Consider the following 14,651-nt stretch of genomic DNA (forward strand, 5'->3'; position numbering starts at 1 on the left):
ATGATTTTTTGGAATGCTATTTTTGCGATAGCCACAAAATTAGCAAAAAATGGTTATTCGGCCAAACAAAACCTTGTTTTTCGCCCACAAAAGCTGACGTAAAGCCCGATGAAAACACAGCTTCTACCCCCCACACACATCGGGGGCGAAAATGCATCGCGCACTCCCGCCCCCATTCTTTAAAACAAGTTGTGTATGCAAACTGGCATCGAGATGATGCCCATCTGTTTTAAAGCAAGCTATTTCTTTGGCGTCACCGTGGCCGACCCTTGCGTGCCGCCCGAATGCTCGCCGCCGGCACCAGCCTGCGCACCGCCGCTCTTGTGCTTACTCTTGTGCTTGCTGTTCTGCACCTGCTTGGCCTTCGCCACCTCGTCGGCCGTAGCCTCGACCAATTTTTTACGTTTCAGACGCACCCAAATTGTTTTCTCGCTATCAGCAACCGCCAGTTCATAGAGCCGCTGTTCCTTCGAGCCCACGGTGTTGCCCGTAAACGACAGACTGCCCTGCGACAACTTGTGTTCCACCTCAAACAGCGCATAGTGCTCGGCAAGCATCTTGCCCCAGTCGCCCTTTTTGCGCACGGTGGCTGCCTCATTCGTCGCCTTGCGCTTGGCCAGCAAGAACTGTTTGCCGTCGACAAGCGCGTTGTAGGCTTTGATGAGCGCCGTCACCTCGGCCGATGGGAAGAGGTCGTCTAACGAATCCATGCGCCGCAGCACCGCATTGAGCGCCGCATCTGTAATCTGGCGCAGCTGCTTCACATCCACCGAGCCCGAAGCCTCGCCCTTAGCCAGCCGCTGTTGCGTGCGAGCGCGAAACGCCTTGTTGCCCTCGTCCAACCGCTTGATGGCCTCGGTCAGCCCCAGCGTCGTCACCCACGCCTTGGCCTCGGCTCCGTTTAAATCGTCGATGAGATTGTCGATCATGGCCGACTCCTTGTCATAATTGGCCTCGGCCAAGTTGGGATAGCGGTCAACAATGCTCTGCACCGCGCGCGCCGTCTTCACCAAATCCTTGCTTTTTTCATACTTCCGCGCATCCAACATGGTTTGGAACATGCGAAACGCCCGATCGCGCTCCTCGTCGAGCTCCACCAAATCCGCCGTTCCGTCCAACGCCCGCGGCTGATTGAGCGCCTCATTCTCGGCCTTGTAAGCCGCCTCCAACGGCGCAATGAGCGGATTCATTTTTTCCAAATTGGCCGTCTTTGCCATGTTCAACACGTGGTTTGTAAACTCAAGGTGCTCCATGTTTTGGAGGTACCGTTTTCCAAATTGCTTAATTACCATAACTTTTACCTTTTAATTATTAGATTTCTTCAGTTGGAAAGTGTTTTCCGCCCTCAGATTTATCGCTTACGAAAATACACATTATCTGTAAATAAAACAAACTTAACGCCGAAAAAATTATGTCAGTACAGGATGTAGTTGGGGGATTTTTCAAAAAAAACGCCTATATACAGGATGTAGTTGGGGTGGTTTTCAAAAAAGACGCCCAGATACAGGGTGTAGTTGAGGTGGTTTTCAAAAAAGACGCCCAGATACAGGGTGTAGTTGGGGTGGTTTTCAAAAAAGACGCCCAGATACAGGGTGTAGTTGGGGTGGTTTTCAAAAAAGACGCCCAAATACAGGGTGTAGTTGGGGTGGTTTTCAAAAAAGACACCCAGATACAGGGTGTAGTTGGGGTGGTTTTCAAAAAAGACGCCCAGATACAGGGTGTAGTTGGGGTGGTTTTCAAAAAAGACGCCCAAATACAGGGTGTAGTTGGGATGGTTTTCAAAAAAGCACAACGAAAGCGGCGCGCTGTGCTTTCTCCCCAAGAAGCTTTCTCGCAAAGAAGCAACAGCGCGCCGCCCATCCGCATACCATCTATGATGCGAGAGGCAAACCGCGGTTAATATTTAACGCAGGCGCGGACTTTATAATCTTTTTCCTTCTCCATATAGCCATAATTTAACTCACCTAAAAACTGTACATATCCGCCATATGGATAATTAGAAGTACTAAGATAAGGAGCACTACATTCTGAACTTCCCCAATAACCTGCAGTAAGGCTAGGTGCTTCTACCATGGTTCCCCCACCTACTTGTGTGAAAACGGATGTTATTAATTTATCATTATATGCATAGCCTTGACCAGGAAATATCAAATGATTTACATTACCTTTTCCCAAGACACTATACACATAGCACAATTCTCCCACAGCAGGGAGATACCATTTTTTGTTTTCCATGCCGTTCGTCAACGTCACTTTGGCAGCCAATTCATCGCCATAATGCCCAGCGGCATAGAAGGCGGGGAAATCGGTCTTGTTATCACCTTTGCGCGTAGGCACGTCAAAACCAAATCCACAATCCTCCCAAGTGTAATGGTAGCCATCATAGTCTGAACTCATTAAAACATAGTCGCTCGGCTGCATTCCGAGATTAATAGCACTATTCGCCATAACTTGCACAGTTGCTTCCTTATACCATTTAAACTTTGCGCCTTTGCCGGCATCTTCCAAGGCGATGGCGAGGTGTTTGCTGCGGCTGAGCACCACGCCGATAGGCGTTTTGGTGCCGCCGGCCGCCGTGGTCTCACTGGTTTTGCCCACGGTGCCGTCGCTCATGAGATAGTAGGCGGGCATCATGAATTTGATGGTGAGCAGATAGGATGTGCCAGGCTCCACCGAGGCTGCCATCTTTTGCTTGATGTCCCAATAAGAATAGGTGGTGGCGCGGTCGTAAATGCTCAAGTTGCCCACTTGCAAGTGTTGGTTCACCTGTGCGCCCGGCAAATAATAAACATAGTCGGTGCAGGTAGAGCTATAGGTAACCCCATCTTGTGTTGCTGTGGGGAAAGTGAGCGTCTTCGGATAGCCATCTGTCGACGTGGCCACCGTAGCCCAGGTGTTGTTGGCCATGTCATATTCAACCTTTGTGGGTGCTTGTCCTGGTGCATCAACAGAAAGTTTTCCCACATCGCTGCCGCTGAGGGTGAAATTCATGTAGCCTAAGAGGCGCACTTTGAGGCGCACCGCCGTGGGGTGCATTTCAAACGTCACTTGCTGGTGCTGGGGTGTGGCTGTCACGGTGTAGGTGGTGCGTGCGATGAGCCCTTGCTCCATATCGTCCTTCTTCACCGTGATTTTGTCGCCCGCGCGCGTCACTTTGTCGTTGATGAGCACAAAGTCGTAGGTGCCGGGCTGCAATTCCATGGCGTTGTTGTCGGCATAGGCAAAGGTGCCACCCGAGATGTGGCCTTTCACTTCGCCTTTAAACACGCCGCCCTGATAGGCCAGCATGGTGTAGGTGCCGTTGTCTAAAGCGCGCGTTTTGGCTGCTGGTGCCTGCTGCGTGGTGTCGCGTTGCATCGTTGCCACAGCCACAATGCCATTGTCGAGCACGGTAGCCTTTTGTGTCACCATATTGTTGGCCGCTGTTGCACGCGTTCCCACTTCCTGCGTGGCATTGTAGCCTGCAAAATTCACATGAAATGTCACGGCCTTGGCCAGCGCCACTTTCCCATCTCGGGTCTGCACACCATCGCCGGTCTCGTCGCTGCTGCATGCCCACATCAACACACTGAGCATGCTCACCAAAGCATATTGAATATATTTTTTCATCGTTTGTTTTTCCTTTCTACCTTTGTTTTTTTCCAGTTTAAGACTCGTTCAATCTTCATCGTCCCACATATCTTGCTGCTTCTTCGCTGGAGCAAAGTTTTCACTGTCGAAACCTTGCTCGCCCACGACAACGGTTGAGCCAATGTTTTCATCCTGCCGCCAATGTTCGTTGGTAGAGTTGCTTGCATCGGGTGTAACACTTACCGCTGCCAATAAAGACTCTTGGGGCAGCGCATAGACGATAATCTTCGGGGCTATGTATAGCCGTTTCCTTTTTTCCATCATCTTATTATTTTATTAATCCTTGTATGTTGTTGTTTTAAAGAGTTCATTTATCCACACGAAAAAGGTGTGCACGAAGCTCTGAAAAAACTTCATGCACACCCTTTGGTTATCAGTGTTTCTGTTGTATATTACGCGCGCGTTGCGTGTACCTTTATATTGGTCTCGCCCTGTGTGTGTGTGTGTGTGTTTACACAATTATTTGAATTGACCAAATCAATAGGCATAAAAAATGGGGCAAAAGTGAAATTCTTTTGTGCCGGAATTGCTACCTGGAATTGTTGCTTTGTCATATTCAAAACTTGCATCTTAACGGCTGCAAAGTTACTTACTTTTTGAAAAACAATAACCTTTTCGCCCCATTTTTTTTCATCACCGAGACTATAATGTAATCTCGCCCGAGCCGAAACAGCGGTGGTGGTGCTCGTCGTAGATGACGCAGAATTGGCCGGGGGCTACGCCGTGAATCTTTGCATCGGCATGGAGGATGAAGGAGCCTTCGCCCGTGGGTTCTAACCGCGCCGGCAGATAGTCGGGCGTGTGGCGTATTTTGAAACGTATGCGAGCGGGCAATGTGGGCTGCGCTGTGCCTTCGGGACAATAGGTAGTGGCATGGAAATCGTGCACCTTGAACTGCTGCTGATAGGCCGTTTCGGGGTCGTAGCCGTGGCTGACGTAGAGGATGTTTTGCGCCACATCTTTCTTCACCACAAACCATGGTCCGCCGCCCAAGCCCAAGCCTTTGCGCTGACCAATGGTGTGAAACCACAACCCACGATGCCGCCCAATTCGCTGGTGGGTCTCCCACTCCACAATGTCGCCAGGCGCTTCGCCAAGATAGCGCTCGATGTATTCGTTGTAATTGATGTTGCCGAGGAAGCAGATGCCTTGGCTATCCTTGCGGCGTGCGTTGATGAGATGTTCGCGTTCGGCCACTTCGCGCACTTCGTCTTTCACGAAATGCCCGATGGGAAAGATGGCTTTTTGCAGTTGCCAACTATAAATTTGCGCGAGGAAATCGGTTTGATCTTTCACAGGATCTGGGCTTGTTGTGAGCCATTTGCAGCCGTCAATCCATTCGGTTTGCGCATAATGTCCGGTGGCGATGAAGGCATAATCGTGGCCCATTTTCTCGTCGAAAGCGCCAAATTTGATGAGCCTATTGCACATCACGTCAGGATTGGGCGTGTAGCCGGCGCGCACCTTTTCCATGGTGTAGCGCGTCACTTGGTTCCAATATTCGCGGTGACAATCTACGATTTCGAGCTTGCAGCCATAGCGTTGAGCCACGGCTGTCGCCATCTCCACATCCTCTTCGCTGTTGCAATTCCATTCGCTTTGTTCCTCAGGACCAATCTTGATGTAGAAGCAATCGGGCTTCACGCCATGGCTCACCAACTCGTGGAGCACCACACTGCTGTCGACACCGCCCGAGAGGAGCAGTGCAACGGGCTGCGCAGCGAGTGCGTTATAATCGATTTTCGATGTATGCGTCATTGTTTCCTGCTTGTTTGCTGATGCGTTTCCGCCCCACTTTCATGCGGTCGAAACCTAAACCATAAACGCCCGAAACGGCACTCTGGCTGACGAATGCTTGCGGATCAACATGTTCGATGATGCTAAAAATGTTGTGGCTTTCGTTCTGTTTGGCTATGATGAAGAGCATGCCCACACGCTTGCCCGAATAAAAACCTCGCGCATCGATGATGGTGCAACCACGATCGGCCTCGTTGTTCACCAAGCGTCCAATCTCTTCATACTTGTCGGAAATAACAAAAAACTGCACCGACCGGCGCAAACCATTCACCACCTTGTCGACCGTGTAGGACAGCACCACGAGCACGATGTAGCCATAGATGACTTTCTCCCAGCTATGGGTGACGAAATAGCTCGACGTGATGACGCACAAGTCGCAAGCCAGAATGATGTGGCCTAAAGAGATGTCGCGATATTTGTTGATCATGGCCGCAATGACATCGCTGCCGCCCGTGCTGCCGTTGTGCAACAAACTCAGAGCCGAGCCAATGCCCATGAGCAAACCACCCACGACGCAAGCCAAGAACGGATCGTTTTGAAAAAATATCTTCTCACCAATCAACGCCTGCCAAAATGTGGTGAAAAGTGTCAGGCAACCCACGCCATAAATGGTTTTCAAACAGAATTTAAACCCCAGCGTCTTCAACGATGCAGCCAGCAATAAAATATTGATGGCCACGTAGGTGTATTGCACGGGAATGTTAAAGCCCCAATAAACTACCGACGAGATACCTGGCAAACCGCCGATGGTGATGTGGTTGGGCAAGAGAAACACCACCCATCCCAAACTGCCGATGACCATGGCTAAGGCTATGGAGAGATAGTCTTTGAGCTCGTGCATGACGTGTTTATTCTCGTGTTTCATTCTAATTTTCGATTAAACCTTTGGTGAGCATGTCATAATAGAGCGCCTCTAATTCGCCTTGCGACAACTGCTCAACAGCGTGCTCAATGCTGCGAATCAGTTCCTCGCGGCGCGCTTCGCCCGTAGCATTGAAATGTGAAAAATCAACCATTGTTCTCTATGCGCTGCGGTGTTATGCTTCGTCGTCCTCGTGCTTCTCCTCGAGCAAAGTCTGTTCGGGAGCTGTAGCTCCATCGGTTTGACGAGCAGCTATGGCCTTGCGACAACGATAAATCTTCAATCCATCAATCAATTCAATCACCCCATGGAGCAACAAACACCATCCCACGATGAAAAAGGGCGACGAAGCCACGGCCGACGGATAGGCGATGGCCACCACACCAATGATGAGAAGAATGGATGGCATGAGCCAATAAAACAGTCCCACCTTGACCACCTTGGCGATGGCAGCGAGGTTGGCATACTGATTGATGGAGCCAATGATGAGCAATGCAGCCAAAATAAATACCAAGGTTGTGATGAATGTGTCGGGCAGCAAAGCCAACACAGCTCCCAAAATGATGCTACCCACGGCTACGAAAGGGGTGAGCTGAAGCGTGTTCGAAGTGTCGCGCGCCGACGTTTCTACCTCGTCGGAAACTTGTTGTGTAGCTGCCGAGGCGGTATAATAGCCCACCAAGGCAATGATGCCGGCAAGAAAAAACAACACGCCGATGGTGATGACAATCCAGCGCACAATCTCTTCGCGATATTCAATGAGCAACACGCCAATGGCTATGGCACAACTGGCGCGGAAAATAAAATTGCGTAAAAACTTCATATGCTTAAAATCTTTAGCCGCAAAGTTAGCAAAAATATGCCAACCGGCTGTGCCTGCCTCGCTTTTTCTTGTGCTGCATCAAAGAAATTGACGGCAGACTCCGCCCCCTTCCCTGTGCTCAGCAGCAACACCATGGGCTAAAGAAAATAAAAACGCCTTGCTAACAACTTAGCAAACGCCAAAATATTTTTTTGAGACTTGCTAACGATTGAGCAAACGCCAAAATAATTTTTTGAGACTTGCTAACAACTTAGCAAACGCCAAAATAATTTTTTGAGACTTGCTAACAACTTAGCAAACGCCAAAATATTTTTTTGAGGCTTGCTAACAACTGAGCAAACGCCAAAATAATTTTTTGAGGCTTGCTAACAACTGAGCAGATGGCAAATGAAACTTTTTGAAGCTTGCTCAACATGAGCAAACACTAAAAAAAACATCAGGCACGCTCGGCAAGCTCCAACCAGCGCATGCCTTTCTCATCGAGTAACTCCTTAATGACAGGCAAACGCTTGCTCTTCTCCGTCAGCTCGTCCACGCTGAGCTGCCCCGAGCAAAGCGCTTCCTCAAGCTGTTTCTGCTCGGTTTCGAGCGCTTCAATCTCTTTCTCCAACTGCTCAAACTCCCGTTTTTCATTAAACGAGAGCCGTTTGCGCGTGTCGTTATGATAATCGTTTTTGGGTTTTGCGCCTTTGTTGGCCTCCGCAGCAGGCGCATCGGTCTTGCTTTGCAGCGCCAACCACTCATGATACTGCTCATAGTTGCCCGGAAAATCTTGCACCTCGCCCTGCCCTTTGAACACCAACAAATGGTCGACCACCTTATTCATGAAATAGCGATCGTGGCTCACGATGATGACACAACCCGGAAAATCTTGCAAATATTCTTCCAACACCTGCAGCGTCTGAATATCGAGGTCGTTGGTAGGCTCGTCCAACACCAAGAAGTTGGGATTGCGCATCAGAATAGTGCAAAGATAGAGTTTGCGCCGCTCGCCGCCGCTGAGCTTATAAACAAAATTGTGCTGTTGCTCGGGGGTGAAGAGAAAATATTGCAAAAACTGGCTGGCTGTCATCCGCCGCCCACCACCCAAGTCAATCTCTTCGGCGATGTCGGTGATGACATCAATCACCTTTTGCTGCACATCAAATTGCAATCCGTCTTGCGAGAAATAGCCAAACCTCACCGTTTCGCCAATGTCGAAACGACCGCTATCGGGCGGCACAAGTCCCAGCAACATCTTGATGAATGTTGATTTGCCGGTGCCATTGTTGCCCACAATGCCCATTTTCTCGAAACGCGCAAAGTTGTAATAGAAATCTTTGAGAATGATTTTATCGGGCGCGAAAGCCTTGCTGACATATTGGCATTCAAAAATTTTCGAACCAATGTAAACGTTGCTGGCCTTGAGTCGCAACTGCCGTTCCTCAATGCGCTGCTTGGCCTTAGCCTCTAAATCATAGAAGGCCTCTTCGCGATAGCGCGCCTTGTGTCCACGTGCTTGTGGCATGCGGCGCATCCATTCTAATTCTTTGCGATAAAGATTGTTGGCACGCGCCAACTCGGCACGCGCATTGTCGATGCGCGCCTGCCGCTTCTCCAAATAGTAAGCATAATTGCCACGATAGGTGTAGAGTGTATGATTGTCGAGCTCGAGGATGATGTTGCACACACGATCCAAGAAAAACCGATCGTGGGTCACCATCAACAGCGTTTTGTTGCCGCGGTTTAAATAGCCTTCCAACCACTCAATCATGTCAAGATCAAGATGGTTGGTAGGCTCGTCGAGGATGATTAAATCGGGCTCGGTGATGAGCACATTAGCCAAAGCCACACGCTTTTGCTGCCCACCGCTAAGCTCGCCCATAGGCTGTTGCAGATTGGTGATGTGCAATTGTGTCAACACCTGTTTGGCTTTCAAAATCTTGTCGGGATTGCCTTCGTGGTTGAAACAAGCATCCAACACACTCTCGGTAGGCTCGAATTGGGGCGACTGCTCTAAAAAACCCACGCGCAAACCATTGCGATAAACGATTTCGCCACCATCCTTACCTTCGTGTCCGATGAGCATGGCGAGCAAAGTTGATTTTCCGGTGCCATTCTGTGCAATGAGCCCCACACACTGTCCCTCAGCAATAGAGAACGAGATGTTTTCAAACAAAACCTGCGCACCAAAACGCTTCGACAGATTTTGCACGTCTAAATAAGGAATTTGTGCCATCAGAGTGTGTGGTTAATGGTGTCGATATAGTCGAGCACTTCGTCGCGCCCAAGTTTCTTCTCCGACGAGGTGATAAAATAAGGTGGCAGCGTTTCCCATCGATCCTTCAATGTGTTCATCCACTGCTGGGCATTCATTTTGGCCTTCCCCGGCCCCAATTTGTCGGCTTTGGTGAAGATGATGGCAAAAGGCACACCGCTCTCACCCAACCAATCGATAAATTCACGGTCGATTTTCTGAGGGTCGTGGCGCACGTCAATCAACACAAAAACATTCACTAATTGTTTGCGTTGCAAAATGTAGCCCGAAATCATTTGCTCCAACTTCTGCTGCACCGTTTTCGAACGCTTGGCATATCCATAGCCCGGCAAATCCACCAAATACCATTCGTCGTTGATGATAAAATGATTAATCAAAAGGGTTTTCCCCGGCGTGGCCGACGTCTTGGCCAGTCCCTTATGGTTGCAGAGCATATTGATGAGGCTTGATTTCCCCACATTTGAACGCCCAATGAAGGCATACTCTATCTTGTCATCGTTAGGACATTTGCTCACTGTTGGGGCAGAGACTACAAATGCCGACTTCTTTATCTCCATGCTCGAATTTATTTTTGTTTGCAAAGATACAACAAAAATATTATCTTTGCATTCCAAATTTGGCATATATCCGTATGAAACTAATTAGTTGGGGATTCATAGGTTGCGGCGAAGTGACCGAGAAAAAATCGGGACCGGCTTTCAACGAGGTTGAAGGTTCGCATGTGGAAGCTGTGATGAGTCGCAGCGAAGAGAAGGTACGTTCCTACGCTGAACGACATCACATCAAGAAATGGTATACCGATGCGCAAGAACTCATCGACGATCCCGAAGTCAATGCTATCTACATTGCCACACCACCCTCGAGCCACGCCACTTTTGCCATCATGGCTATGAAGGCAGGAAAACCGGTTTATGTGGAGAAACCATTAGCGGCAAGCTATGAAGATTGTGCCCGCATCAACCGCATCAGCGAGCAAACAGGCGTACCATGTTTCGTGGCTTATTACCGGCGCTATCTGCCTTATTTCCAAAAGGTGAAAGACATTCTTTCACAACAGCTCATTGGCGAAGTCATCAACGTGCAAATTCGCTTCTCTGTTCCGCCACGCGATTTAGATGCATCGTGCGCTAAACAGTTGCCATGGCGCTTGCAACCCGACATCGCCGGCGGCGGTTATTTCTATGATTTGGCTCCCCATCAATTAGACATTCTGCAACACCTCTTTGGCGTCATCACACGTGCCCACGGCTATTGCGCCAATCGTGCACACCTCTATCAAGCCGAAGACACCATCAGTGCTTGCTTCTTGTTTGAGAATGGATTGCCCGGAAGTGCCTCCTGGTGTTTCGTCGGCCATCAGAGTGCCAAAGAAGATTGCATTGAAATCATTGGCGACAAAGGCTCATTGTCGTTCTCGGTCTATAACTACGACCCCATCAAGCTCATCACAAGCGAGGGCGCCACGGAAATTGAAGTGCCCAATCCTTCGTTCGTGCAACTACCCATTATCAAAGCCGTCATTCACGATTTGCAGGGCTTTGGTGTTTGCACTTGCACGTCGGTGAGTGCTACTCCTGTGAATTGGGTAATGGATCGCATCTTAGGAAAGTTATAATGAATCTACGCAAGGTCCTCTTTTCCCTCGTTCTACTACTGCTTTCTATCGAGAGTTGGGCAGGAGACTCGCTTGCTACGCATCAAAACTTGTGGAACAAACTCTACACGGTTGTGAAACGCTTCTCACAAATTGACACGGCATATATCGAACCTCAACGCTATAACTATGCCGCTATGCTCCAAAATACCAACACCTATGAGATGTATCGCATTTCCAATCGTCGACACCAAACACTACAACTCTCTCCACGCATGGGCTGGCGTGTAGGACCTTATTTTGGCTGGCGATGGATTTTCCTCGGCTACACCATCGACGTCACCCATCTCAAAGGCGGCAACAAACGCAAAGAATTCGATCTAAGTTTATATAGTAACCAGTTGGGCATCGACCTTTTCTATCGCACAACGGGTGACGACTATCACATACAACGCTTCACAGCAACCACAGCCTCCAATATTGACTTCGCACCCTTGCGTGGATTAAACTACAACGGACTCGAAGCCAACATTCGTGGTTTCAACCTCTATTATATCACCAACCACAAACGCTTCTCCTATCCTGCAGCCTACAGCCAAAGCACCCGACAACTGAGAAGCGTGGGTTCTCCCATCTTAGGCATTGGCTATATGCATCAAAAACTCGACATGGATTGGGTCGTATTGCAAAACATCATTGCACAACAAATGGGGAGAACCGTGCTTAAAGAGGTTTTGGGAAGCGACTCAACAGGCTGGTCAAAAACGCATGTGAAATATGATAACTTCTCTGTCTCGGGAGGCTATGCCTACAATTGGGTTTTTGCGAAAAACTTTCTTTTAAACGTGTCGCTGTCCGCTTCACTCGCCTACTTGCATACAATTAGTGAGACAGCAAAAACAAAAGTTTCCACTTTCGACGATTTTAATTTCAACAAATTCACCATCGATGGCATCGCTCGCATGGGACTTGTCTACAACACTTCGCGTTGGTATACTGGTGCAAGTGCTATCTTCCACGCCTATAACTACCACGAAAAAACGTTCTCTACCAACAACATCTTCGGCAATGTCAATGTCTATGTGGGCTTCAACTTCGGCAGAAGAAAGTAACCCTGCTTGGCTTGCCACCCAATTAGAATCTATATCGCCGTCGAAACCTTGTTTGCGACTATACATCGCTTGCAGTGCATCGTCGAAGCCTTGTTTTCGACTATACATCGCTTGCATTGCATCGTCGAAGCCTCTTTTGCGACTATACATCGCTTGCAGTGCATCGTCGAAGCCTTGTTTTCGACTATACACGCTTGCAGTGCATCGTCGAAGCCTCTTTTGCGACTATACATCGCTTGCAGTGCATCGTCGAAGCCTCTTTTGCGACTATACATCGCTTGCAGTGCATCGTCGAAGCCTTGTTTGCGACTATAACATTATTGCACATCGCTGAAGCGTAAGCATTCGGAACAGTTGATGAATGGGAATATGACTTTCTCTCCTACTGTCAGCGCTCATCAAAAACCAACTGGTAAAGTCCCGTAGCCACCTTCTTAAGTTGCGGATTAGTCTTTACAATCTCGTCATATAAAGCAGCCGTTTCGTATGTCCCGGCTGTAATATAAACAGGAGTATGACTTTGCCTATTTTCGATGAATATCCAGCGTAGCATGCCTGGCGTTATCACAATATGTTCAGCAACATGTACTAACACGACATGTACACGCCTTGCGTCTTTATGAAGATCATAGGTTTCAATACCTGTCGTCGTTTCGCTACTCCATGTGGCATTGCTAATTGTGTAGCCTTTCTCTATGAAATACCATCCACTTTACCCAGCATTATGCATCCTTTCGCTTCCAAATATGCACTATTTTTCGCGCGATAATCGCATAATTGCTCAGACTCACCAACACAAAGAGCAAGGCTCCGATAGCGATGGCGGGGAGCATATTACCATCTTCGATGTTGGGGAAGAGTGTTTCTATCAAATCCATATAATAGCTTCGGGCAAAGAAGATGGCGAGGAGCGCCAACCCATAAATCAGCAAGTTTAGCCCTATGGTCAGCATTTGATAAGGCAAAGCTACTTGCGCGGGTCGATAACCAATGAGCAATAGGTTTTCTAATTTGTGCGTATTCTTTTGAACCAACAGATAGATGCTGAGCATCAAAATATAGAAACTCAAGGCCGAAATCACCAACCCTACGCCAACAACCATCGTAACCAACAACCGTAGAAAATAGGTTGTCTTCTCGGTATTGAGTTTGTCGTTTTCTATCTCATAGCCCTTCTGGTCCAAATATTTTGTGAATTGTGGGTCACTGGGGTTGTTCACCTGCACAATTAAACGCGTGGGTGCATGCGTTTCGCCGGGTGCAAAGGTGTCATTGCTCCAATCCATGAAAGCCTGTGGTACTAAAATCGAGCTCAAACGATTGGAAAAACCAATCACTTTCCCCTTGAACTGTGCCTCCTGGTGCTGCCCATGCACAAAGATATGGAAATCAATCATGCCCACCAATCCATCGCTAAGCTTCGGCAAAGCGTGGGTCTGCGCAAAACCAAAATTATACATCGTGAGATAAATGCGCGGCAGAATAATGGGAATCGTCTTCTCACCCGGCTGATAATTCCAATTGCGCAACGGCGTATCGACGAACGAATCGGGAATGCTTTCGAAGCTAATCTCGCCATTATTGAGTACCGACACCCCATTCACACGCATGCTCACGTCGGCTTTGTAATTGGCATTCGTGAACTTACCCATACGCGAAACGAAGGGCTGTTGCGCCAAATCGTCTACTTCGGTCTGATTAAAAGTGTTTGAACTGCCACTGATCGTGCTGGCCGTTCCTATCTTTTTATTCACAATCAAGAAGTCGCTTCGCATGAAACTATCCTCGGCTGTGAACACCGGAATCACATCTTGATAGAACTGAACACTCAGCAAAACGATGATCATGCCAAAGAGATTGGCAAAGAAAAAGCCCGCCATCTGCGGAATGCTGAGGTGCTGACGCAATAATTTCCAAACCAAATTCATAGCTTCACTACCCTTTCGTATGGCAAATCCATGTGCTTACCTATACTCGTTACCAATACGCCTGCGCCCTGTTCGCGCGCTTCTTTCATCATCATTTCGGCCATCACTGCGGCATTTTTGTCGTCAAGATGGCTGATAGGCTCGTCTACAAGCAGGAAGTCGAAGGGTTGCACAAGTGCACGAATGAGTGCTACACGTTGCTGTTGTCCAAACGACATGCGCCCTATTCGCTCGTGCATTTTGTCGGCTATACCCAACTGTTCAAACCACATCGCTATCTGCTCTTGCGATTTAAAATTCGTGAGCTTGTTTTTTATCACGATGTTTTCGAATGCCGTGAGCTCCGGAAAAAGGCGCAACTCCTGAAAAAGATGACTGATATGCAGGCGACGTGCCTCCACCCAGTCGCGCACTTTAAACGTGGAAGTCGGCACATCGTTAAACAAAACTTGCCCACTATAATCGTGCCGATAGCCCAAAACATAGCTGCAAAAGGTGCTTTTTCCGCGCCCCGATGCAGCCTCTATCAGATAGAGCTTACCCTTTTCAAAGGTAAGTCCGCGATTCCAAACCTCAGAATGCAGTGCTTCCTTTTGGCTTTCAAATACCTGTGGAACCACCGATTGAAATGTTATCCTGTCAATGTTC

Annotated in this window: 16 protein-coding genes; 3 read left to right on the top strand and 13 right to left on the bottom strand. The window is 48.5% G+C overall.

What is annotated here, in order from left to right:
* Positions 1-239: 239 nt before the first annotated feature.
* Positions 240-1,292, bottom strand: coding sequence for a DUF6261 family protein (locus tag X919_RS14670; RefSeq protein ID WP_155949643.1), 1,053 nt, complete (start codon positions 1,290-1,292; stop codon positions 240-242).
* A 119-nt stretch (positions 1,293-1,411) separates the two neighbouring features.
* Between X919_RS14670 and X919_RS0103235 the strand changes: the two genes are divergently transcribed.
* Positions 1,412-1,900: a hypothetical protein gene (locus X919_RS0103235; RefSeq protein WP_028899000.1), complete on the top strand. Its 489-nt coding sequence runs from the start codon at positions 1,412-1,414 to the stop codon at positions 1,898-1,900.
* Here X919_RS0103235 and X919_RS0103240 read toward each other — a convergent pair.
* From X919_RS0103240 to yihA, 8 genes are all read right to left on the bottom strand, one after another.
* Positions 1,897-3,609 carry a hypothetical protein gene (locus X919_RS0103240; protein ID WP_028899001.1) on the bottom strand — a complete coding sequence of 571 codons (1,713 nt, stop codon included), beginning with the start codon at positions 3,607-3,609 and terminating at the stop codon, positions 1,897-1,899. The two genes, X919_RS0103235 and X919_RS0103240, sit on opposite strands and share 4 nt — an antisense overlap.
* Positions 3,610-3,657: 48 nt before the next feature.
* Positions 3,658-3,894, bottom strand: coding sequence for a hypothetical protein (locus tag X919_RS0103245; RefSeq protein WP_028899002.1), 237 nt, complete (start codon positions 3,892-3,894; stop codon positions 3,658-3,660).
* Between the two features lie 378 nt (positions 3,895-4,272).
* The gene (gene mnmA, locus X919_RS0103255) at positions 4,273-5,388 is read right to left on the bottom strand and encodes a tRNA 2-thiouridine(34) synthase MnmA (RefSeq protein ID WP_036916820.1); all 1,116 of its coding nucleotides are present in this window, start codon (positions 5,386-5,388) and stop codon (positions 4,273-4,275) included.
* A complete protein-coding gene (locus X919_RS0103260) occupies positions 5,360-6,292 on the bottom strand; it encodes a YitT family protein (protein ID WP_028899004.1) in 933 nt (310 codons plus the stop codon). Before X919_RS0103260 ends, mnmA begins: the two co-directional genes overlap by 29 nt.
* A gap of 1 nt (position 6,293) precedes the next feature.
* On the bottom strand, positions 6,294-6,443 hold the full coding sequence (locus tag X919_RS16805; protein WP_004379024.1) for a hypothetical protein: 150 nt from the start codon (positions 6,441-6,443) through the stop codon (positions 6,294-6,296).
* A gap of 21 nt (positions 6,444-6,464) precedes the next feature.
* The gene (locus X919_RS0103270; RefSeq protein WP_028899005.1) at positions 6,465-7,112 is read right to left on the bottom strand and encodes a DUF308 domain-containing protein; all 648 of its coding nucleotides are present in this window, start codon (positions 7,110-7,112) and stop codon (positions 6,465-6,467) included.
* Between the two features lie 436 nt (positions 7,113-7,548).
* Positions 7,549-9,330 carry an ABC-F family ATP-binding cassette domain-containing protein gene (locus tag X919_RS0103280; protein WP_028899006.1) on the bottom strand — a complete coding sequence of 594 codons (1,782 nt, stop codon included), beginning with the start codon at positions 9,328-9,330 and terminating at the stop codon, positions 7,549-7,551.
* Entirely contained in the window at positions 9,330-9,926 is a 597-nt protein-coding gene (gene yihA / locus X919_RS0103285; protein WP_028899007.1) for a ribosome biogenesis GTP-binding protein YihA/YsxC, read from the bottom strand. Before yihA ends, X919_RS0103280 begins: the two co-directional genes overlap by 1 nt.
* A 74-nt stretch (positions 9,927-10,000) precedes the next feature.
* Here yihA and X919_RS0103290 point away from each other — a divergent pair, with 74 nt between their 5' ends.
* Positions 10,001-10,984, top strand: coding sequence for a Gfo/Idh/MocA family protein (locus X919_RS0103290; protein ID WP_028899008.1), 984 nt, complete (start codon positions 10,001-10,003; stop codon positions 10,982-10,984).
* Positions 10,984-12,075, top strand: coding sequence for a DUF4421 domain-containing protein (locus X919_RS0103295; protein ID WP_028899009.1), 1,092 nt, complete (start codon positions 10,984-10,986; stop codon positions 12,073-12,075). The genes X919_RS0103290 and X919_RS0103295 overlap by 1 nt, the downstream gene beginning before the upstream one ends.
* Before the next feature lie 29 nt (positions 12,076-12,104).
* Here the strand turns inward: X919_RS0103295 and X919_RS16425 are convergent, their stop codons facing one another.
* The 4 genes from X919_RS16425 to X919_RS0103315 form a co-directional block, all read right to left on the bottom strand.
* Positions 12,105-12,350, bottom strand: a complete 246-nt coding sequence (locus X919_RS16425; protein ID WP_155949644.1) for a hypothetical protein — start codon at positions 12,348-12,350, stop codon at positions 12,105-12,107.
* 113 nt (positions 12,351-12,463) lie between these two features.
* Entirely contained in the window at positions 12,464-12,670 is a 207-nt protein-coding gene (locus X919_RS16430; protein ID WP_155949645.1) for a hypothetical protein, read from the bottom strand.
* Between the two features lie 127 nt (positions 12,671-12,797).
* The gene (locus X919_RS0103310) at positions 12,798-14,003 is read right to left on the bottom strand and encodes a hypothetical protein (protein ID WP_028899011.1); all 1,206 of its coding nucleotides are present in this window, start codon (positions 14,001-14,003) and stop codon (positions 12,798-12,800) included.
* Positions 14,000-14,647 carry an ATP-binding cassette domain-containing protein gene (locus tag X919_RS0103315; protein WP_028899012.1) on the bottom strand — a complete coding sequence of 216 codons (648 nt, stop codon included), beginning with the start codon at positions 14,645-14,647 and terminating at the stop codon, positions 14,000-14,002. Before X919_RS0103315 ends, X919_RS0103310 begins: the two co-directional genes overlap by 4 nt.
* Positions 14,648-14,651: the final 4 nt, after the last annotated feature.

Origin of the sequence: Prevotella sp. HJM029 (assembly GCF_000599605.1) — a bacterium.
GTDB lineage: Bacteria > Bacteroidota > Bacteroidia > Bacteroidales > Bacteroidaceae > Prevotella.

What these genes read in the sequence shown, in the direction of transcription:
- X919_RS0103235 (WP_028899000.1), top strand. Translation starts at nt 1,412, where the DNA reads ATGTCAGTACAGGATGTAGTTGGGGGATTTTTCAAAAAAAACGCCTAT.
- X919_RS16805 (WP_004379024.1), bottom strand. Translation starts at nt 6,443, where the DNA reads ATGGTTGATTTTTCACATTTCAATGCTACGGGCGAAGCGCGCCGCGAG.
- yihA (WP_028899007.1), bottom strand. Translation starts at nt 9,926, where the DNA reads ATGGAGATAAAGAAGTCGGCATTTGTAGTCTCTGCCCCAACAGTGAGC.
- X919_RS16425 (WP_155949644.1), bottom strand. Translation starts at nt 12,350, where the DNA reads ATGTATAGTCGCAAAAGAGGCTTCGACGATGCACTGCAAGCGATGTAT.
- X919_RS0103245 (WP_028899002.1), bottom strand. Translation starts at nt 3,894, where the DNA reads ATGATGGAAAAAAGGAAACGGCTATACATAGCCCCGAAGATTATCGTC.
- X919_RS0103310 (WP_028899011.1), bottom strand. Translation starts at nt 14,003, where the DNA reads ATGAATTTGGTTTGGAAATTATTGCGTCAGCACCTCAGCATTCCGCAG.
- X919_RS0103240 (WP_028899001.1), bottom strand. Translation starts at nt 3,609, where the DNA reads ATGAAAAAATATATTCAATATGCTTTGGTGAGCATGCTCAGTGTGTTG.
- X919_RS0103290 (WP_028899008.1), top strand. Translation starts at nt 10,001, where the DNA reads ATGAAACTAATTAGTTGGGGATTCATAGGTTGCGGCGAAGTGACCGAG.
- X919_RS14670 (WP_155949643.1), bottom strand. Translation starts at nt 1,292, where the DNA reads ATGGTAATTAAGCAATTTGGAAAACGGTACCTCCAAAACATGGAGCAC.
- X919_RS0103270 (WP_028899005.1), bottom strand. Translation starts at nt 7,112, where the DNA reads ATGAAGTTTTTACGCAATTTTATTTTCCGCGCCAGTTGTGCCATAGCC.
- X919_RS0103280 (WP_028899006.1), bottom strand. Translation starts at nt 9,330, where the DNA reads ATGGCACAAATTCCTTATTTAGACGTGCAAAATCTGTCGAAGCGTTTT.
- X919_RS0103260 (WP_028899004.1), bottom strand. Translation starts at nt 6,292, where the DNA reads ATGAAACACGAGAATAAACACGTCATGCACGAGCTCAAAGACTATCTC.
- X919_RS0103295 (WP_028899009.1), top strand. Translation starts at nt 10,984, where the DNA reads ATGAATCTACGCAAGGTCCTCTTTTCCCTCGTTCTACTACTGCTTTCT.
- mnmA (WP_036916820.1), bottom strand. Translation starts at nt 5,388, where the DNA reads ATGACGCATACATCGAAAATCGATTATAACGCACTCGCTGCGCAGCCC.